Genomic DNA, 17,878 nt, shown 5'->3' with positions numbered 1-17,878 from the left:
GCAGACCGAAACCCGACCGCTCCCCGCCACCACCACCGAAGGCCGCCGATTGCTTTTGATCGACGGGCACTCGATGGCCTATCGGGCGTTCTTCGCGCTGCCCAAGGAGAACTTCTCCACGGGAACCGGCCAGCACACCAACGCCGTCTACGGCTTCACCTCCATGCTGATCAACCTCCTGCGTGACGAAGCTCCCACGCACCTCGCCGTGTGCTTCGACGTCTCCCGCAAGACGTTCCGCAGTGAGTCGTTCCCCGAGTACAAGGCCAACCGCAGCGCCAGCCCGGATGAGTTCAAGGGCCAGGTCAGCCTCATCGAGGAAGTCCTCAACGCCCTCTGCATCCCGAAGCTGGCCAAGGAGAACTTCGAGGCCGACGACCTCATCGCCACGCTGACCACCCAGGCCGTGGCCGACGGGTTCGACGTGTCCATCTGTACCGGCGACCGAGACGCCCTCCAGCTCGTCAACGAGCACGTCACCGTCCTCTACCCGGTCAAGGGCGTCTCCGAGCTGGCCCGGTACACCCCGGATGCCGTCCTCGCGAAGTACGGCGTCACGCCCGCGCAGTACCCGGACTTCGCGGCCCTGCGTGGCGACCCGAGCGACAACCTGCCGAAGGTCCCCGGTGTCGGCGAGAAGACGATCACCAAGTGGATCCAGCAGTTCGGCTCGCTCAACGACCTGATCGACCGCGTGGACGAGGTCAAGGGCAAGGTCGGCGACTCGCTGCGGGCGAACCTGTCGGCGGTCATGATGAACCGCCAGCTCACCGAGCTGGTCCGCGACGTCCCCCTTGAGCTGACCCCTGGCCAACTCGCCGTGCGCGCGTGGGACCGCGACGCCGTGCACCGGCTGTTCGACGAGCTTGAGTTCCGCGTCCTGCGCGACCGGCTCTTCGCCACGCTCACCAGCGCCGAGCCCGAAGCAGACGAAGGCTTCGAGGTCAGCGGCGGCGCCCTGGAGCCCGGCGAGCTGCCCGGCTGGCTGGCGAAGCACGCGCCGAAGGGCACCCGCATCGGCCTGTCGTTCAAGGACGACCAGGTCGGCGTGTCCGGCCAGGCCGTCGAGCTGAAGGCCGTCGCGCTGTCCACCGCCGGCGGCGAAGGCGTGTATGTCGACGTCACCGCGCTGACCGAGGACGACGAGCGCGCGTTCCGCGACTGGCTGGCCGACCCGGACATCCCCAAGCTCGCCCACGACGTCAAGCGCTCGCTGCACGCCCTGCGCAACCGCGGCTGGTCCCTCGAAGGCCTGGCGACCGACACCGCGCTGGCCGCGTACCTGGTCCGCCCGGGTCAGCGCACCTTCACCCTCGACGACCTGGTCCTGCGCTACCTCAAGCGCGAACTGCGCGTCGAGGACACGGCGGGGGAGCAGCAGCTGTCCCTGCTCGACGAGGAAGGCGATGACGACCGCAAGGTCGCAGCCGGCGAGATCCTGCGCGCCCGCGCGATCGCCGAGTTGGCCGACGCGCTCGACACCGCCCTGCGCGACGCCGGCCAGTACACGCTCCTCGGCGACATGGAGCTGCCCCTGCTGCGCGTCCTCGCCGAACTGGAGGCGGCGGGCATCGCCGTCGACACGGAGAAGCTCAGCGAACTGGAGTCCCACTTCGCCGCCCGCGTGCGCGACGCCGAGCAAGAGGCGTTCAAGGCTATCGGCAAGGAAATCAACCTCGGCTCGCCCAAGCAGCTCCAGGTCGTCCTTTTCGACGAGCTGGGTATGCCGAAGACAAAGAAGACCAAAACCGGCTACACCACCGACGCCGAGGCGCTGACCACGCTCTACGCACAGACCGAGAACGAGTTTCTCAAGCACCTGCTCGAACACCGCGACGCGATGCGGCTCAAAGTCACCGTCGAGGGTTTGCTCAAGTCGGTCGGCGACGACGGCCGCATCCACACCACGTTCAACCAGACCATCGCGGCCACCGGTCGGCTCTCCTCCACCGAGCCGAACCTGCAGAACATCCCGATCCGCACCGAAGCGGGCCGCACGATCCGCGACGCCTTCATCGTCGGCAACGGCTACGCGGAGCTGCTCACCGCCGACTACAGCCAGATCGAGATGCGGATCATGGCGCACCTGTCGGGCGACGAGGCGCTGATCGAGGCGTTCAACTCCGGCTTCGACTTCCACGCCGCCACCGCCGCCAAGGTCTTTTCGGTGTCGCCGACGGAAGTCACCGGCGAGCAGCGCGCCAAGATCAAGGCGATGAACTACGGCCTGGCATATGGCCTTTCGGCATACGGGCTCTCGCAGCAGCTACGCATCTCCACCGAAGAGGCACGCGGGCTGATGGACGACTACTTCGCCGGCTTCGGCGGCGTCCGCGACTACCTCCAGGAACTCGTCGGCCTGGCCCGCAAGGACGGCTACACCGAGACCATCTTCGGTCGCCGCCGCTACCTGCCCGACCTCACCAGCGACAACCGCCAGCGCCGCGAGATGGCCGAACGGATGGCGCTCAACGCCCCCATCCAGGGCAGCGCCGCCGACATCATCAAGGTCGCCATGCTGTACGTCCAGCGGGAACTGGTCGCGGCGGGTCTGCGCAGCCGAATGCTCCTGCAGGTCCACGACGAACTCGTGCTGGATGTCGCCCCCGGCGAACACGAAGCGGTGGAAGCGTTGGTACGCAAGGAAATGGGCGGCGCCTACGAACTCCGCGTCCCCCTGGACGTCTCCGTCGGCTTCGGCCGCTCCTGGAACGAGGCAGCCCACTAGGAGAAACCGCCACCCACCCTCCGCGCGGCTTTTGGCGTCGCACGTCACAGCGCGGGCAAGGGCGGGCATTCCCCTAACTAGGCTGCGCCCCGTGGATGTTTACGAGGTCATTGGCAAGCGGCGCGATGTGCGCGCCGAGTTCACCGGCGCACCCATCTCTGACGAGGTGCTCCGCCGCGTTCTCGGTGCCGCACACGCGGCGCCCAGCGTCGGCATGAGCCAGCCTTGGGACTTCGTCCTCGTGCGCGACCCGGACACCCGCGCCCAGTTCCACGAGCACGTCCACGGCGAGCGAGCCGAGTACGCGGCGACCCTGGCGGGGGAGCGGGCCGCCACCTTCGAGCGAATCAAAATCGACGGCATCCTGGAATCCACCCTCTCCGTCGTGGTCACCTACGACCCAAACCGGGGTTCGCCGTCGGTCCTCGGCAGGCACGCCATCGCCGACGCCGGCCTGTACTCGGTGTGCCTCGCCATCCAGAACCTCTGGCTCGCCGCCACCGCCGAGGGCCTGGGCGTCGGCTGGGTCAGCTTCTACCGTGAGGAGTACCTGCAGGGACTCTTGGGTATCCCGGAGACGGTGCGGCCAGTGGCCTGGCTGTGCCTCGGTCCTGTGGACCGGTTGCAGGAGGTGCCCGACCTGGAACGGCACGGCTGGCGCAGCCGGATGCCACTCGACCAGGTGGTCCATCAGGAGCGTTACAGCGCACACACGGGCTGAGTCCCCGGTAGCCTCGGGGATCCCCGGAGGGAGAAGCGATGGCGGTACGGCGAGCTTTGGTTTTGGGCGGCACCGGAATGCTCACACGAGTCACCACGGGCCTCCTCGCGGACGGCTGGCACGTCGTCCTCCCCAGCCGCCGCTACGCCCCACTGGCCGCCGAGGGCGCCGGCCGAGCCCTCTGGGTAGAAGCTGACTGGTCCTACCCCGAGCGCCTGGCCGACCGAGCCGCGCGCGCCCTGGGCGGCCCCGCCGACCTCCTGGTCGCGTGGACCGACAGCCGATCACGCGTGCCCGTCCTCAAGGCAGTGGCCCGCCTACTCACCCCCGACGCCCCGGTCGTAGAGGTCCACGGCAGCTCCTCCGCCGACCCAATCGCCGGCTGCCCGGACCCGGTGATCACCGACCACCCCACCCAACAGGTTGTCCTGCGCGCGGTCACCGACCGAGGCTCCTCCCGCTGGCTCACCCACGCGGAAATCGCCACCAGCGTCGAAGACGCCATCCACCGCGGCCTGTCCGGACGCCCTTCAGGCATCCACCAGGTCGGCGGCGTCCACGTCAGCTGACCCACCGAATTGAGAACTCAGCCTGCGGTGCCGCGTGGGCCGCGGACCAGCGTCAACACTGAGTCCCGCACCTCTTCCCGGCTCCGCTCCGGCGCGAACCCCTGCCAGTCCAGCGCCACCACCAGCACCGTCCCCAACAACGCCGCTGAAGCCGTGGGCCGACGCCTCTCCGGCATCCATCAGGTGGGCGGCCTTAGCGTCAGCTGATCCTCGCGAGTCCAACGCTCACAACGTCGAGTCCGACGCCCAGCACGCGGGTCCCGTCAGCCTGCGGTGCCCCGCAGCCCACGGACCAGCATCAACACCGAGTCCCGCACCTCTTCCCGGCTCCGCTCCGGCGCGAACACCTGCCAGTCCAGCGCCACCACCAGCACTGTCCCGAACAACGCCGCCGAAGCCGTAGGCACCGCCACCCCTTCGGGCAACTCCCCGGCATCCGCCAACCGCTGCAACTGCGCCCGAATGATCGAAGTCACCTGCTCCCGCAGCAACGACAACGTCTGCTGCCACTGCCCGGGCGTCCGCCACAGCTCACTCACCAACAGCTGCGCGAACGTCGGATACTCCGCGAAGAACGCCAACATCCCGTCGATCAACCGCGACAACGTGTCCGACGCATCCCCGTCCGCTGAACCCAGCCGGGCCGCCAGCAGATCCACCCCATACCGCAGCAGGGCGTCGATCAACCCGTCCTTGCTGCCGAAGTTGTAGTACACCGTCCCCTTCGCGACCCCGGCCTCGGCGGCGATCTCATCCACCGTCAGCCCGACCATCCCGCGCGTGCCCGCCAGCCGCAGGGTCGCGTCGAACAGTTTGCGCTTGGTGACGTCGGTCCGCCCCGGTCTCGGGCTCACAGGACGAGCTCCGGCCGCAACCGCTTGGCCGTCCACACCCGCTGCCTGCGGGCGGCAAGAGTCGACACCGCCAGCCCTCCGATCAGGTACGCCCCCAACACCGCCACATCGACGCCCACCCCGCCAAGCGGACCGCCGTACATCAGGTGCCGCAGCCCGTCGACCACGTACCCCATCGGCAGCGCCTTGTGCAGCGGGTAGAGCGCCTCGGGCAGAGTCTGCCAGGGGAACGTCCCGCCGGCGCTGATCAGCTGCAGGATCAACACGACCAGCGCGACGAACTTGCCCGAGGGACCAAAGAACGCGTTGAGCGCGTGCACGATCGCGATGAACGCCAGCGACGTCAGCGCCAGGAATCCCAACGTCGCCAGCGGCCGGGCCGGGTGGATGCCGATGAGCGTGGTGACCGCCGTGAACATCAACACCACCTGGGCAAGCCCGAGCAGCGCGGCGGGCAGCCACCCCGCGAGAGCGGTGCGCACAGCCGGATACCCGGCGGCCAGCGCCCGTGACGACAGCGGACGCAGGACCAGGAACAGCACGAACGCCCCGATCCACGTCGCCAGCCCGAGGAAGAACGGCGCCAGCCCCGCGCCATACGACCCCGCCGAGTTCTCACCGACCGTCCGCACCGCCACCGGGTCGCCGATGGTTCGCGCCGTGGCGTCGCGGGTCGCGTCGTCCGGGTGCGGGATCGTGCCGAGGCCTGCCGTGAGCCCGTCCCGCAGCTGCGTCGAGCCATCGGCCAGCGCCCGAGCGCCGGCGGCCAGCCGATCGGTGCCGTCGACGGCGGTCTGCTCGCCATCGCGCAGCGCGGCGGCGCCGTCGCGGAGCTGGGATGTTCCGTCGGCCAACCGTTTGCCGCCGTCCGCGGCCCGCGAGATCCCCTCGGTCAGCGCGGGAGTCGCCGCGGCGAGCGTGTCCGCGCCGTCAGCCACCTGGTCGGCGCCGTTGGCCAGAGTCCGCAGCTGCGTGGCCGCCGTCTGGACCTTCCCGTTCGCCTGGTCGACCGGCGCGCGCAAGCCGTGGACGCTGGCCAGTACCTCGGCGATCCGGTCTTCAGGCACGCCTATCGCACGCAGGTGCCCGGCGATATCGCTCTCCACACCGTCGAGCTTGTCCACGACCCCCTGCGCGGCGCCCGCGACCTCCTCACCCGCGACCGCGACCCGCTCGTTGCCGTCCGCGACCTGATGCGCACCGGAAGCGAGCCGAGCGGTCTGCGCGGGCAGGTCCTTTGTCTTGTCCCGCAACGTGTTCAGCCCGCCCGACAGCTCGCCCGCGCCCGCCGCGGCCGTCGCCGACCCGTCCGTCAACTTCCGCGAACCGTCGAGCAGCGCCCGCTGACCGTCGGCGAGCTTCGTGGCGCCCGCACTGGCCTCGCCCGCTCCGTCAGTCAGCTTCGACGCACCCGTCGCCGCTTCCTGCGTGCGCTGGTAGACCGTGCCGAACCCGATGAGGAACTTCTCCGCCGCCTCCTGGCCCACCTCCGACGCCACCGACCGCCGCACCTCGCTCACGACCCGGTCCGCGATCGTGCCGACCAGATAGTTGTTGGCGTCGTTCGTGGTGACCGAGATCAGCCCCTGCCGCGGCGCGAAGTCGGCGGTCGACGTCAGCGCCGAGGAGAAGTCCGCGGGCAGCGTCAGCGAGAAAGTGAACCGGCCGTCGCGCACCCCGGCCTCGGCCTCGCCTGCCGACACCTCATGCCACTCGAACGCGCCCGAGTCCTTGAGCTTGTCGGCGACCTTGCGGCCCGCGTCGAACCGGGTGCCGTCCGCGTTCGTGACGCCCGTGTCGGCCACGACCAGCGCCGCCGGGATGTGGTCGAGCCGGTCGTACGGGTCCGCGTTCGCGTAGAGGTACAGCGATCCGTAGAGCAACGGCACGAGAACCAAGGCCAGGATCGCCAGCCGGGGGAGTCGGCCGGTGGTGACGCGGCGCAGTTCGCCGCGGGCCAGACGGAGGGTGTTCACGACAGAGTCTCCAGGGGTGCGGGCTGGACGTGTTCGCCCAGCCGGGCGGGAGTCAGCGGGAGCCGGTCGGCCGCGGCGGTGCCGCACAGCACGACGACCGCGCGGCCCGCCTGGGCCTGGGCCAGCGCGGTGGGCCACCAGTCGCCCACATCGGCCGTGTGCCGGTCCGGGGTGTCGAGGACGAGCAAGTTCGCACCCGGCCGAGCGAGGTCGGTCAGCAGCGCGATCCGGGCGTCGGCAGGCACCGCCTCGAACCGGGTCCGCGCGGTCAGCCCGTGCTTGTCCAACAGTTCGGTCCGTGACCGGCGGACACGGGTCAGGGCCAGTTCCTCGGCGATGACGTCGACGACCTTCAGGCCGGGCTCGGGCTCGGTCACCCCAGGCGCGTCGACCAGCACCGCGCGCTCACGCAATTCGGCCGCGCCCGGCTCGACCGACCCGGCCGACGGGGTGATCCGGCCGGTCAGCGCCAGGCCGAACGCCGTGTGCCCCTGACCGGGGTCGCCCGCGACCACCGCGAGCTCACCTGGCCGCACGCGCAGGGAGGTGGCCCGCAGCAGCGGGCCGTGGGCTCCGGTGACCGCGACGCGATCCGCTCGGACGTCCATGGTGTCCCTCCAGTTGAACTGACCAGTCAGTACAAATAGTGTCGCATGACGGTTGGCTAGCGCAACTTGTTGGGGAGAGACCTAGGAGGCGGTCAGCGCAGGGCGGTCGCGGGGCGGACTTCCCACACTGTCCACAGAGGACGGTACCCCTGGCGGGCCCAGAACACCGGGGACAGCGGATTCGGCGGGTTGTAGTACAGGAACGAGCCGACCGTGCGTGGGCACAGTTCGGCATGCGCGACGGCCATCAGCGCCCGCCCGACGCCGGCGTGCCGCGAGTCCGGCAGCACGGACAGGCAGTTCACGTAGCCCCAGCGGCCGTGCCGCACGCGGGTTTCGGCCCACGAGCCCGGGACGGAGTCGGTGTGCCAGCCCTCGGCGTGCCCGACCGCGACCCCGTCGCGCTCGGCCAACCAGATCGGGTCGCCCTGCGTCAGATGCGCCCGCAACGCGGCCCGCTTGACCGCGCGCGCGTCCGGCCGCGGTATCGCGCCGCCGACCTGCGCCGAGTAGGCGACCTCGGCCAAGGCGGACTCGACCAGCACGTCCAGGTCCGCGCGGGTGGCCCGGCGGACCTGGACACCCGGCGTCGGCTCGCACGCCGGTGGCGCCGCCGCCCGGACGGCCAACACGGACAGCGGGACGAACCCGTGCGCCAACAGTGCCTTCGCCGCCGCCGCGTCCCGGCTCGGCCAGGTCACCACGCACGCGGTGTCCGCGCCGGCGACGGTCAGTTTGCTCGGCAAGGCGCGCAGCAGCGGGTCGAGCGCGTCGCCGTCAGCCGCGCCGAGCAGCGGGTGCAACTCGAAGACCTCGGACGCCGACCACAGCCACTGCGGCGTGCCCGGCTGGATGACTGTGCGGGTCAGCACCGCCGATACTCGCTCGCCGTCGGGCAGGGCCGTGGTGAGCAGGTCGCCGGGCGGCGGGTCCACCGCCGCCGGCAGCAGGGGGTCCAGACCGGCGAACCGGGTGGACTGGGCGCGCAGGAGCGCCGCCGTCACCGGCGGCACCTGAAGATCGCCGTGCCGGGAAACAGCTCGCCGCGCAGCGGGCTCCACTGGCCCCACTCCTGGGTGTGCCCCTCGGGCCACTCCGGCTCGACCAGGTCGAAGATCGTGAGTCCGGCGGCGGTCAGCGCGCGGACGTAGTCACCGAGCGTTCGGTGGTGCTCGACGTAGGTGGGCGTGCCCTGCTCGTCGACCTCGACGTACGGCGTCCGGTCGAAGTACGAGCCGGTGACTCGCAGGCCGTCCGGGCCCGGGTCGTCCGGGAAGATCCAGCGCATCGGGTGCGTCACGGCGAACGTCCACGTGCCGCCGGGACGCAGGACGCGCGCGACCTCGCTGAACACCGCGCCCACATCGGCCACAAACGGCACCGCGCCGAACGCCGAGCAAGCGATGTCGAACGTCTCGTCGGCGAACGGCAGCTTCTCGGCGTTTCCCCTGATCAGCGGCACGTCGATCCCGGTCGCCGCGTTGGCGGCCGAGGCGTAGCGAAGCATCCCGGCCGACAGGTCCAGCCCAACCACCCGCGCACCCCGCGCGGAAAGCCACCGCGCGCACGGCGCCGACCCGCAGCCCACTTCCAGCACAGCGCGGCCTGCGACGTCACCCAACAGGCCGGCGTCCTCTTCGCGAAGCGATTCCGGGCACCAGACGAAGTCGGCGACACCGAGGAATTCGCCGTGCTCGGCGTGATAATCGTCGGCGTCGGCGTCCCACCAGGCGATGTTGGCGGCGACGGACTCGGCCGAGCCCACGTTCACCCTGGCGACGGCGGTCGTGCCGAGGGTCTTCTCGGCGCTTGGGTTGGACACCGTGACATCCTGTCACCAGCGGCTGGATCGGCATTCTCAGAGGTACCCCGGGTTTGCCCGGTCATCACGCAGCCGCGTAGGATACCGCCGCGCAGTGGTTTCGCGCTGACTTGGGTTTCCGACCGCTGGGAATCATTCACGGGTCGCGCGGCGTTGTCGGTGTGGTCCTGTTCGTTCGGGTGTGCCGTCGGCGAAAATTCCGCCGCGCCCCGGATATCGAATGCCTTGAAAACCGTAAGCCCGACCCAAACCAATCCGTACCGGAGCCACCTACCCTATGTCCACCGACACCACCATTGTCCCGGCTGTCACCGCGCCGAAGCAGCAGGTCGCCGTCAACGACTTCGCATCCGAAGAGGAGTTCTTCGCTGCCATCGACGCGACGATCAAGTACTTCAACGATGGCGACATCGTTGAGGGCACGATCGTCAAGGTCGACCGGGACGAGGTCCTGCTCGACATCGGCTACAAGACCGAGGGCGTCATCCCCTCGCGCGAGTTGTCGATCAAGCACGATGTCGATCCCGCCGACGTGGTCAAGGTCGGCGATCAGGTCGAGGCCCTCGTTCTCCAGAAGGAGGACAAGGAGGGCAGGCTGATCCTGTCCAAGAAGCGCGCTCAGTACGAGCGTGCGTGGGGCACGATCGAGGCTCTCAAGGAGTCGGACGAGCCGGTCAAGGGCACGGTCATCGAGGTCGTCAAGGGTGGCCTCATCCTGGACATCGGTCTGCGTGGCTTCCTCCCGGCGTCGCTGGTCGAGATGCGCCGCGTGCGCGACCTGCAGCCGTACGTCGGCCGCGAGCTCGAAGCCAAGATCATCGAGCTCGACAAGAACCGCAACAACGTGGTCCTGTCGCGTCGCGCGTGGCTTGAGCAGACCCAGTCCGAGGTCCGCAGCGAGTTCCTCAACCAGCTGCAGAAGGGCCAGGTCCGCAAGGGCGTCGTGTCCTCGATCGTCAACTTCGGTGCCTTCGTGGACCTTGGTGGCGTCGACGGCCTGGTGCACGTCTCGGAGCTGTCCTGGAAGCACATCGACCACCCGTCCGAGGTTGTCGAGGTCGGCCAGGAAGTCACCGTCGAGGTCCTCGACGTCGACATGGAGCGCGAGCGCGTGTCGCTCTCGCTCAAGGCGACGCAGGAAGACCCGTGGCGTCAGTTCGCCCGCACCCACGCGATCGGTCAGATCGTGCCGGGCAAGGTCACCAAGCTGGTTCCGTTCGGTGCGTTCGTCCGCGTGGACGAGGGCATCGAGGGCCTGGTCCACATCTCCGAGCTGGCCGAGCGCCACGTGGAGATCCCGGAGCAGGTCGTGCAGGTCGGCAACGACGTCATGGTCAAGGTCATCGACATCGACCTTGAGCGTCGCCGCATCTCGCTGTCGCTGAAGCAGGCCAACGAGGGCTTCACCGCCGAGACCGAGTTCGACCCCACGCAGTACGGCATGGCTGCCGAGTACGACGCCGAGGGCAACTACATCTACCCCGAAGGCTTCGACCCGGACACCCAGGAGTGGCAGGACGGCTTCGACAAGCAGCGCGAGGAGTGGGAGCGTCAGTACGCTGAGGCTCACGTTCGCTACGAGCAGCACATCAAGCAGATCGTCAAGGCCGCCGAGGCCGACGCCGAGGCTGAGGCCGCCGGCGACAGCGCGGCTCCGGCAGGCGGCGGTTCCGGTGGCGAGCAGAACTACTCGTCCGCCGGCACCGAGAAGGCGGCCCAGTCGGGCGGCACCCTCGCCAGCGACGAGCAGCTCGCCGCGCTGCGCGAGAAGCTGTCGGGCGGCGTCTGATCTAGCCGCTTGATCTAGCTCCACCGAGAGCCCCGCACCCACCCGGTGCGGGGCTCTCGCCTTCCCACCCCACCCGCGAGTCGCCCCTCCCAGCAAGTGAGTCGCCCCGCCGGGCAACCGAGTGCCCCGCTCCGGCAAGTGAGTTCGACATTCGCGCATGGTGAGCTTGAGCCGCTCGTCGGGAGCGTCGAACTCACTTGCGTGAGCGTCGAACTCACTTGCCCGGCGGGGCGACTCACTTGCCCGGCGGGGCGACTCGCGCGGGTGGGCGTCAACCGGTGGTTGACGTTTGGGGGGGCGTCAACCTAAGGTTGACGGCATGACCACTCCACGTCTTGATGACCTCATCGGCGCCATCCGCGCCACCTACTCCGACGAGAACCCGCTGGGTCAGCTGTCCGCGGCTGTCATCGCCGCGGAGTACCTCGGCGAGATCTCCGACCACCTCATCGGCCACTTCGTCGACCAGGCCCGCCGCTCCGGCGCGTCCTGGACCGAGATCGGCAAGAGCATGGGCGTCACCAAGCAGGCCGCGCAGAAGCGCTTCGTCAGCAAGGACGACCCGAACATGTTCGCCCGCTTCACCGACAAGGCCAAGCAGTCCGTGATGGCGGCGCAAACCGAGGCGCAGCAGTCGAAGCGGTCCCGGATCTACCCGGAGCACCTGCTGCTCGGCCTGCTGTCCGCACCGGACAGTCTGGCCATGAAAGCGTTGGGGGAGCAGGGGATCGACGCGGACAAGATCCGCGCCGGGGTCGAGCTGCCCGAATCCGGGGACGCCGAGCCGGGCCCGCTGGTCGAGTTCTCACCCGCGTGCAAGAAGGCGCTCAAACTGTCCGTGCGCGAGTCGCTGCGGCTCAGCCACAACTACGTCGGGACCGAGCACCTGCTGCTGGCGCTGTTCGAGATCGACGAGTCGCCGCTGCCCGCGCTCGGCGCCGACCGGGCGAAGGCGGAGGAGTTCATCACCAAGGCACTGGCGAAGCTGCGCGAAGCCCAGGGGTGATCAGCCGATGGCGGGTGCCCAGGCGCGTTCCATGGCCGCGGCCACAGCGCGCCTGCGCAACCCGGCGAGGCTGTGCCGGGCGGGGAGAAGAACCGTCGAGAGCCACGAACGGCGGTATTCGACCAAGGCTTCGGCCACGGACGCATGGGCGACACAGTGGACCAGCCCAGGGGTCCCGAGCCGGTGCCGTCCGGATCGCCGCGCGCTCCGCATCGAAGTTCCTCCGTGTGGGTGCGGTGTTGCGCGCAACCGTACGACCCACCGTGGGTAAACGGTGGAATTTCGCCGGTGTGTCGTCCTAATCGGGTACCGGCCGCCGTTCCCGGCGTCTGCGGAAGGCCCGGACCTTGCGGTAGGTCCACACGGCCATGAACCCGAGCGCGATCAGGAACACGATCACCAGGACCGGCAGGAAGATCGCCACGAAGCTCAGGCCGATCGACCCGGCGTCCTCGATCGTGCTCACCACCGGGGCGCCCACCCCGGCGGTGCCCGCGTTGATCACCGGCCGGGCGGCGGCCTTGGTGAGGTGCACGATCAGCGCGGTGACGATGCCCAGCAGCCATCCCACCCACGGGTGATCGCTCATCCAGGTCGAGTTGTCGAAGTCCGACGCGGCCTGGGTCGCGCTGAACACGATGCCGCCGGACGCGGGTCGGATGGCGGTCTGGATCGTGTCGTTGACGCTGTCGACGACCGGGACTTTGTCCAGGACGAACTCGGCGGCCAGCAGCACGGCCACGATGCCCAGCACCCAGCCGTTGCCGAGCCAGGTGAACTCCTTGGGCAGGGTCACCGAATCGGTGAAGTTCGCCAGGAGGCCGACCACGAGGATCGGGATGTAGGCGTTGAGTCCCGCCGCAGCGGAGAGGCCCATGCCGGTCAGTGCCGCGAGCATGGGAGTGATGTTAGGACCGGGCCGTGATCGCCGCGCGCCGGCTGGGAGACTGGCCGGCATGTTGTATGTCGGCCTCAGCGGCGGAATCGGGTCCGGTAAGTCCACTGTGGCAGGCAGGCTGGCCGAGCACGGCGCCTACGTCGTCGACTCGGACAAGATCGCCCGGGAGGTCGTCGAGCCCGGCACCGAGGGGCTCGACGAGTTGGTCGCCGCGTTCGGCGACGGGATTCTCGCCCAGGACGGTTCGCTGGATCGGGCGGCGCTGGCGGCGATCGCGTTCGCCGATGAGGAGTCCCGGCAGCGGCTCAACGCGATCGTGCATCCCCGGGTGGGTGCGCGGACTTCCGAGCTGATCGCGCAGGCGCCCGCGGACGCGGTGGTTGTGCAGGACATCCCGCTGCTCGTCGAGATCGGCGTGGCTCCGGTGTATCACCTGGTGGTCATCGTGGACGCGCCCGTGGAGGTCCGGGTGCACCGGCTCGTGCACTCGCGGGGTCTCATGGAGGCCGACGCGCGCGCCAGGATCGCCGCGCAGGCCACAGAGGAGGCCCGGCGCGCGGTCGCCGACGTGTGGCTCGACAACAGCGGACCCGCCGACCAGGTGCTCGCGGCCGTCGACGAACTGTGGGCCGACCGATTGGTCCGCTACGAGGCCAACATCCGCCTGCACCGCCACACACCGCGCGGAGCGCCGCGGCTGGTGCCCGCGGACCCGACGTGGGCCGCGCAGGCCCAGCGGGTGCTCGCCCGGCTGCGGCTGGCGGCAGGGGAGAAGGCGCTGCGGATCGACCACATCGGGTCCACCTCGGTGCCCGGGTTGGCGGCGAAGGACGTCCTCGACATCCAGCTCAGCGTGGCGTCGTTGGACGACTCGCTGGACGAACCCCTTGCCCGGGCTGGGTTTCCGCTCCTGCCCAGCTTCGACCAGGACACCCCGCATGACGATTCGACCCACTGGCCCAAGCGCACCCACGTCGGCGCCGACCCGCTGCGCTGGGTCGACGTCCACATCCGCGAGCAGGGTTCGCCCGGCTGGCGGTTCGCCCTGCTGATCCCCGCCTGGCTGCGCGCCGACGACGCGGCGCGGCGGGAGTACGAGCAGCTCAAGCGCGACCTCGCGGACAAGTTCGACTCGATCCCGGAATACGGCGAAGCCAAGGACGACTGGTTCGCCCAGGCCCACGTCCGGGCCGAGAAGTGGGCCACCGAAACCGGCTGGACGCCCTGAGATAGCACTTTCGAGGTACTCAGGTTCGTTGCGCGCTTGACGTATGCCCATATGGGTATACGATTTCGGCATGGCACGAGCAGCGACGACAGTGGACGCGTTCAACGCGGTGGCCGAGCCCCGGCGGCGGGACATCCTCGACGTCCTGGCCCGAGGGGAGCTGCCGGTGAACGACCTCGTCGCCCGGCTCGGGCTGGCGCAGCCGCTGGTGTCCAAGCACCTGCGGGTGCTCAGGGAGGTGGGTCTGGTGGACGTGCGCGACGAAGGGCGTCAGCGGATCTACCGGCTCAACGGCCACCCGCTCAAACTCATCCACGACTGGGTGCGCGCCTACGAGCGCACCTGGACCGAACGCTTCGACCGCCTCGACGCGGTACTGGAAGAACTCAAGGACATGGAGGAAGACAATGGCGGCGACGACTAGCGGGACAGCGGTGGTGACCCTCCCGTCGGACACACAGATCCTGATCACCCGGGAGTTCGCGGCCCCCAAGCACCTCGTCTACCAGGCGTGGACCACACCGGACCTGATCAAGCGCTGGTGGGCAGGTGAGCGCGGCGAGGTCACCAGCATCGAGGTCGACCTCCGCGTCGGCGGCACGTGGCGCTACGTGATGGTCGCGCACGGCGGGTTCGAGGTGGCCTTCCACGGCGAATACCTGGAGATCGAACCGAACGAGCGCCTGGTGAGCACGGAGACCTACGAAGGCATGCCTGACGGTCAGGCCGTCGACACCTTGACCCTCACCGAACACGACGGCCGCACCACGCTGACGGTCTTGGTGCAGCACCAGTCCAAGGAACACCGCGACGCCCACGTCGACTCGGGCATGGAGGGCGGCCTGCAGGAGGCGCTCGACCACCTGGAGCAGGTAGCCGTCTCCCTGACCTGATCATTTCGCCGCGGACGCTTGGTCGTCCGCGGCGAAACGCTGGGTCAGTAGGGCGGCCAGACCTCGAAGATGTGCTTGTATGCCAGCCACGACGACAGGTCATGGCGGAAGCGGCTCAGTTCTTCGAGGGTCTTGTGCACCGTGCACAGCGCCAAGTCCGCGTCGCCGACTCGGAGGACCAAACCTGCGACCGCCGCCGCGAACTCCTCTGAGCGCACGATCCGCGCTGTCGAGCCGCTGCCGGGGGCCGCCAGCCCCAGGAGCAGGTCCGTGGTCCGCCAGTAACGCCCATCCCGCAGCACGCGGACGGCGGTCAGGACGCTGGGACCGCCGCGCGCGTGTCGCGAGCGGGGCTTCTGCTGGGTCAGCCGGAGGTTCAGGTCGGGGAGCAGCCAGGTGACTTCGGTGTCGGAGAACGGGTCCTCGGGGGTCGGGCACTCCATGCGGAGACCCCAGCGCTCGATCTGGCACGTCCGGAGGTTGCGTGACATCCCGGACGAGTAGCTGCGTGTTGCGCTCACCGTGTCGACTATGTCGACCAGTTGCGGCGTGATGGCCGTGCCCACGCGGCCTGAGGGTAGTCGGCAGTATCCGTTCTGTGATCATCGGGACCGATTCGTTATGTCACGACTCGTGTTCACCCGGATATCTATCGGGCGAAATATTCACCCGATCCGCTAATGGTCTATTGACCCGTTCCGGGGCCGCGCGCTAGCCCTTTCGCCACGATGTGGCGATACCCAGACCGTTGAGCCAGCCGTCGACGTCGTAGCCGTGGCGGGAGATCCCGTCGACGCTGCGGTGGGTGCGTTCGAGGGCCCGCTGCGCCGCCGACTGGTCGATCAGCTTGATCCGCAGCGCCGCGAGCAGTTCGTCGGTGTCCTCGACGCGGAGGTCGTGGCCGGTGCGGACGAGGATGTCCAAGTACAGGTCCTTGGTCCGCCAGATCGGCCCGTCGGTGATGTCGACGACGTCGATGTAGAAGTCGTGACCGAGGTCGAAACCCGGGTTGGCCTGCCATTTCGACACCCGCAGCCCGAGTTCGGGCAGCAGCAGCGACTCGAAGTAGGCGATGCGCCGGTGGCCGTCGACCGGCCGGGCCATGTAGAGCCCGTGCTCGGTGTGGCGGTATTCGTCGACCGCCCGGACGAAGCCCTTGGGGTCGATGTTCGTCATCGCCTCGACGTCGAAGAGCTCCACCTTGGGTGGGTGCACCTCGTGGTGGCGGTCGTCGCGGCGGGCGATGGGGACGGGCACCGGGAAGTTCGCGGCCATTGGCCCATCGTGCCTACTCCACCCGGTCCTGGCACAGTCTTTTCCGTGGGTTTCCGACGTCCGATCGGGTGAATCCCGCTAGGCTCCCGCGGACTCGCCGTGGTGATCTCGAAAGGACACTCCCGCTCAATGTTCGGAATCCTGCGGCCCTGTCGCCACCGTCTGCCCGGCGACCTCGCGAAAACGTGGCTGGCCCACCTCTGCGGCCTCTGTCTGGCCCTCCGCGACGACCACGGCCACCTCGCGCGCACCGTCACCAACTACGACGGCCTGGTCATCTCCGCTCTGGTCGAGGCGCAGACGGCGACCGCCCAGCGCCGGATGGCCGGACCATGCGCGCTCCGGGCGATGCGGCCGACGTCCGTCGCCGAGGGCTCCGGCGCCCGGCTCGCGGCCGCGGTCTCGCTGGTGCTCGCGTCGGCGAAGATCAATGACCACGTCGAGGACCGCGACGGCCTCTTCGGCCGCCGCCCCGTCGCGGGCACCGCGCGCCGGGTGGCGACCCGCTGGGCCCGCCAGGGCGACAAGACGGGTGCCGACATCGGTTTCTCGACCGCGGTCCTGCTCGACGCCGTCGGGCGCCAAGGTGAGGTGGAGGCCGCGCTGGGCCTCGGGTCCTCCGTGCTGACGGCGACCGAGCCGACGGAGTCCGCGACCGCCAAGGCCTTCGCCCACACCGCGCTGCTCGCCGAGCGGCCCGAGAACATCGCGCCGCTCACCGAGGCGGGCAGGCTCTTCGGCCGCGTCGCCCATCTGATCGACGCCGTGGAAGACCTCGAAGCCGACAAGGCCTCCGGCGCGTGGAACCCGCTGACCGCGACCGGGACCAGTATCCAAGAGGCGCGACGGCTGTGCGACGACGCCGTCATGGGTGTCCGGCTGGCCCTGTCCGAGGCGACCTTCAGCGACTCGAAGCTCGTGCACGCCCTGCTCGTGCACGAGTTGGGTGCCGCGGTCGGCCGCACGTTCCGCGCGCACTACCCGCAAGGTCCGCAGGGGCCCTACGGGCCGCCGGGACCCCACGGGCCCTACGGCCCGCCCCAGCCGCCCGGTCCGCAGCATGGACAGCACGGACCGCATGGGCAGCAGCCCTACGGGCAGCAGGGATGGCAGCGCCCCGGTCCGCCGCTGCCGCCGATGAGCGTCCCGCCATCGCCTCCCGGGGCGACCGGCCCGGATGGTCCGCCGCCACCGCCAAAGAAGGGCCGCAAGGGACGGGACATCTACGAACCATCGGGTTGCCTGTGCTGGAAGTGGCCAAAGCTGAAGCCCGTGCCACAGAGCCGCGGGGTGATCCTCGGCTGCGCGGCCTGCCTCTACGAGTGCGGGACCTGCCAGCAGTGCTGCCGCGACCCGTTCCCCGGGCCGTGGAGCGGCAAGCCGCACGACGCGTGCGGCGACTGTGACTGCAGCAGCTGCGACAACTGCTGCTGCGATTGCTGCGACTGCAGCTGCTGATTCGGCCTTGACCGATGCCTACTCGTCAGTAATTATGACAGCTGTCATAGTCG

At 69.5% G+C, this 17,878-nt stretch carries 19 protein-coding genes; 9 read left to right on the top strand and 10 right to left on the bottom strand.

The annotated features are described in order from the left end of the window. Window positions 1-73: 73 nt before the first annotated feature. The 3 genes from polA (at window position 74) to ACUZ2Y_RS08125 (ending at window position 4,018) form a co-directional block, all read left to right on the top strand. On the top strand, window positions 74-2,728 hold the full coding sequence (polA, locus tag ACUZ2Y_RS08135) for a DNA polymerase I (protein ID WP_476331666.1): 2,655 nt from the start codon (window positions 74-76) through the stop codon (window positions 2,726-2,728). 91 nt (window positions 2,729-2,819) lie between these two features. Continuing rightward, entirely contained in the window at window positions 2,820-3,449 is a 630-nt protein-coding gene (bluB, locus tag ACUZ2Y_RS08130) for a 5,6-dimethylbenzimidazole synthase (protein WP_476328491.1), read from the top strand. Window positions 3,450-3,487: 38 nt separating this feature from the next. Further along, window positions 3,488-4,018 carry a Rossmann-fold NAD(P)-binding domain-containing protein gene (locus ACUZ2Y_RS08125; protein ID WP_476328489.1) on the top strand — a complete coding sequence of 177 codons (531 nt, stop codon included), beginning with the start codon at window positions 3,488-3,490 and terminating at the stop codon, window positions 4,016-4,018. A 17-nt stretch (window positions 4,019-4,035) separates the two neighbouring features. Here ACUZ2Y_RS08125 and ACUZ2Y_RS08120 read toward each other — a convergent pair whose 3' ends face one another. From ACUZ2Y_RS08120 to ACUZ2Y_RS08095, 6 genes are all read right to left on the bottom strand, one after another. Further along, a complete protein-coding gene (locus tag ACUZ2Y_RS08120; protein WP_476328487.1) occupies window positions 4,036-4,194 on the bottom strand; it encodes a hypothetical protein in 159 nt (52 codons plus the stop codon). An 87-nt stretch (window positions 4,195-4,281) separates the two neighbouring features. Then, window positions 4,282-4,872, bottom strand: coding sequence for a TetR/AcrR family transcriptional regulator (locus ACUZ2Y_RS08115; RefSeq protein WP_476328485.1), 591 nt, complete (start codon window positions 4,870-4,872; stop codon window positions 4,282-4,284). Beyond that, on the bottom strand, window positions 4,869-6,848 hold the full coding sequence (locus ACUZ2Y_RS08110) for a YhgE/Pip family protein (protein ID WP_476328483.1): 1,980 nt from the start codon (window positions 6,846-6,848) through the stop codon (window positions 4,869-4,871). Before ACUZ2Y_RS08110 ends, ACUZ2Y_RS08115 begins: the two co-directional genes overlap by 4 nt. Next, window positions 6,845-7,456 (bottom strand): hypothetical protein, encoded by a 612-nt coding sequence (locus tag ACUZ2Y_RS08105; RefSeq protein WP_476328481.1) that lies wholly within the window; start codon window positions 7,454-7,456, stop codon window positions 6,845-6,847. The genes ACUZ2Y_RS08110 and ACUZ2Y_RS08105 overlap by 4 nt, the downstream gene beginning before the upstream one ends. A 92-nt stretch (window positions 7,457-7,548) precedes the next feature. Next, window positions 7,549-8,460, bottom strand: coding sequence for an N-acetyltransferase family protein (locus ACUZ2Y_RS08100; RefSeq protein ID WP_476328479.1), 912 nt, complete (start codon window positions 8,458-8,460; stop codon window positions 7,549-7,551). Beyond that, entirely contained in the window at window positions 8,457-9,278 is an 822-nt protein-coding gene (locus tag ACUZ2Y_RS08095) for a class I SAM-dependent methyltransferase (RefSeq protein WP_476328477.1), read from the bottom strand. Before ACUZ2Y_RS08095 ends, ACUZ2Y_RS08100 begins: the two co-directional genes overlap by 4 nt. A gap of 277 nt (window positions 9,279-9,555) precedes the next feature. Between ACUZ2Y_RS08095 and rpsA the strand changes: the two genes are divergently transcribed. Beyond that, window positions 9,556-11,067 (top strand): 30S ribosomal protein S1, encoded by a 1,512-nt coding sequence (rpsA, locus tag ACUZ2Y_RS08090; protein WP_476328475.1) that lies wholly within the window; start codon window positions 9,556-9,558, stop codon window positions 11,065-11,067. Window positions 11,068-11,386: 319 nt separating this feature from the next. Further along, window positions 11,387-12,073: a Clp protease N-terminal domain-containing protein gene (locus ACUZ2Y_RS08085; protein ID WP_476328473.1), complete on the top strand. Its 687-nt coding sequence runs from the start codon at window positions 11,387-11,389 to the stop codon at window positions 12,071-12,073. On the opposite strand, the gene ACUZ2Y_RS08080 is transcribed toward ACUZ2Y_RS08085, so the two are convergent. Both ACUZ2Y_RS08080 and ACUZ2Y_RS08075 read right to left on the bottom strand, forming a co-directional pair. Then, window positions 12,074-12,286, bottom strand: a complete 213-nt coding sequence (locus tag ACUZ2Y_RS08080) for a hypothetical protein (RefSeq protein ID WP_476328471.1) — start codon at window positions 12,284-12,286, stop codon at window positions 12,074-12,076. An 85-nt stretch (window positions 12,287-12,371) separates the two neighbouring features. Beyond that, on the bottom strand, window positions 12,372-12,971 hold the full coding sequence (locus ACUZ2Y_RS08075) for a DUF4126 domain-containing protein (protein ID WP_476328469.1): 600 nt from the start codon (window positions 12,969-12,971) through the stop codon (window positions 12,372-12,374). A gap of 58 nt (window positions 12,972-13,029) precedes the next feature. On the opposite strand from ACUZ2Y_RS08075, the gene coaE reads away from it, so the two are divergent. The 3 genes from coaE to ACUZ2Y_RS08060 all read left to right on the top strand — a co-directional run bounded on the left by coaE (window position 13,030) and on the right by ACUZ2Y_RS08060 (window position 15,092). Further along, complete coding sequence (coaE, locus tag ACUZ2Y_RS08070) at window positions 13,030-14,199, top strand: dephospho-CoA kinase (protein WP_476328467.1); 1,170 nt, start codon at window positions 13,030-13,032, stop codon at window positions 14,197-14,199. Between the two features lie 70 nt (window positions 14,200-14,269). Continuing rightward, a complete protein-coding gene (locus ACUZ2Y_RS08065) occupies window positions 14,270-14,623 on the top strand; it encodes an ArsR/SmtB family transcription factor (protein WP_476328465.1) in 354 nt (117 codons plus the stop codon). Beyond that, window positions 14,607-15,092: an SRPBCC family protein gene (locus ACUZ2Y_RS08060; protein WP_476328463.1), complete on the top strand. Its 486-nt coding sequence runs from the start codon at window positions 14,607-14,609 to the stop codon at window positions 15,090-15,092. The genes ACUZ2Y_RS08065 and ACUZ2Y_RS08060 overlap by 17 nt, the downstream gene beginning before the upstream one ends. A gap of 44 nt (window positions 15,093-15,136) precedes the next feature. On the opposite strand, the gene ACUZ2Y_RS08055 is transcribed toward ACUZ2Y_RS08060, so the two are convergent. Both ACUZ2Y_RS08055 and ACUZ2Y_RS08050 read right to left on the bottom strand, forming a co-directional pair. Beyond that, the gene (locus tag ACUZ2Y_RS08055) at window positions 15,137-15,658 is read right to left on the bottom strand and encodes a ribonuclease FAU-1 family protein (RefSeq protein WP_091375467.1); all 522 of its coding nucleotides are present in this window, start codon (window positions 15,656-15,658) and stop codon (window positions 15,137-15,139) included. A 145-nt stretch (window positions 15,659-15,803) separates the two neighbouring features. After that, window positions 15,804-16,367 (bottom strand): ribonuclease FAU-1 family protein, encoded by a 564-nt coding sequence (locus ACUZ2Y_RS08050; protein ID WP_476328460.1) that lies wholly within the window; start codon window positions 16,365-16,367, stop codon window positions 15,804-15,806. A 129-nt stretch (window positions 16,368-16,496) separates the two neighbouring features. Between ACUZ2Y_RS08050 and ACUZ2Y_RS08045 the strand changes: the two genes are divergently transcribed. After that, entirely contained in the window at window positions 16,497-17,825 is a 1,329-nt protein-coding gene (locus tag ACUZ2Y_RS08045) for a DUF5685 family protein (RefSeq protein WP_476328458.1), read from the top strand. Window positions 17,826-17,878: the final 53 nt, after the last annotated feature.

Source organism: Actinokineospora sp. UV203 (genome assembly GCF_056323665.1).
Note: the sequence above shows the minus strand (reverse complement) of the source record. Positions and strands in the feature narration are given on the sequence as shown.

Bases quoted from the DNA above. Each gene is read 5' to 3' on its own strand.
- rpsA (WP_476328475.1), top strand. From the start codon at position 9,556: ATGTCCACCGACACCACCATTGTCCCGGCTGTCACCGCGCCGAAGCAG.
- ACUZ2Y_RS08065 (WP_476328465.1), top strand. From the start codon at position 14,270: ATGGCACGAGCAGCGACGACAGTGGACGCGTTCAACGCGGTGGCCGAG.
- ACUZ2Y_RS08085 (WP_476328473.1), top strand. From the start codon at position 11,387: ATGACCACTCCACGTCTTGATGACCTCATCGGCGCCATCCGCGCCACC.
- polA (WP_476331666.1), top strand. From the start codon at position 74: ATGGCCTATCGGGCGTTCTTCGCGCTGCCCAAGGAGAACTTCTCCACG.
- ACUZ2Y_RS08045 (WP_476328458.1), top strand. From the start codon at position 16,497: ATGTTCGGAATCCTGCGGCCCTGTCGCCACCGTCTGCCCGGCGACCTC.
- ACUZ2Y_RS08075 (WP_476328469.1), bottom strand. From the start codon at position 12,971: ATGCTCGCGGCACTGACCGGCATGGGCCTCTCCGCTGCGGCGGGACTC.
- ACUZ2Y_RS08060 (WP_476328463.1), top strand. From the start codon at position 14,607: ATGGCGGCGACGACTAGCGGGACAGCGGTGGTGACCCTCCCGTCGGAC.
- ACUZ2Y_RS08120 (WP_476328487.1), bottom strand. From the start codon at position 4,194: ATGCCGGAGAGGCGTCGGCCCACGGCTTCAGCGGCGTTGTTGGGGACG.
- ACUZ2Y_RS08105 (WP_476328481.1), bottom strand. From the start codon at position 7,456: ATGGACGTCCGAGCGGATCGCGTCGCGGTCACCGGAGCCCACGGCCCG.
- ACUZ2Y_RS08125 (WP_476328489.1), top strand. From the start codon at position 3,488: ATGGCGGTACGGCGAGCTTTGGTTTTGGGCGGCACCGGAATGCTCACA.
- ACUZ2Y_RS08050 (WP_476328460.1), bottom strand. From the start codon at position 16,367: ATGGCCGCGAACTTCCCGGTGCCCGTCCCCATCGCCCGCCGCGACGAC.
- ACUZ2Y_RS08080 (WP_476328471.1), bottom strand. From the start codon at position 12,286: ATGCGGAGCGCGCGGCGATCCGGACGGCACCGGCTCGGGACCCCTGGG.
- coaE (WP_476328467.1), top strand. From the start codon at position 13,030: ATGTTGTATGTCGGCCTCAGCGGCGGAATCGGGTCCGGTAAGTCCACT.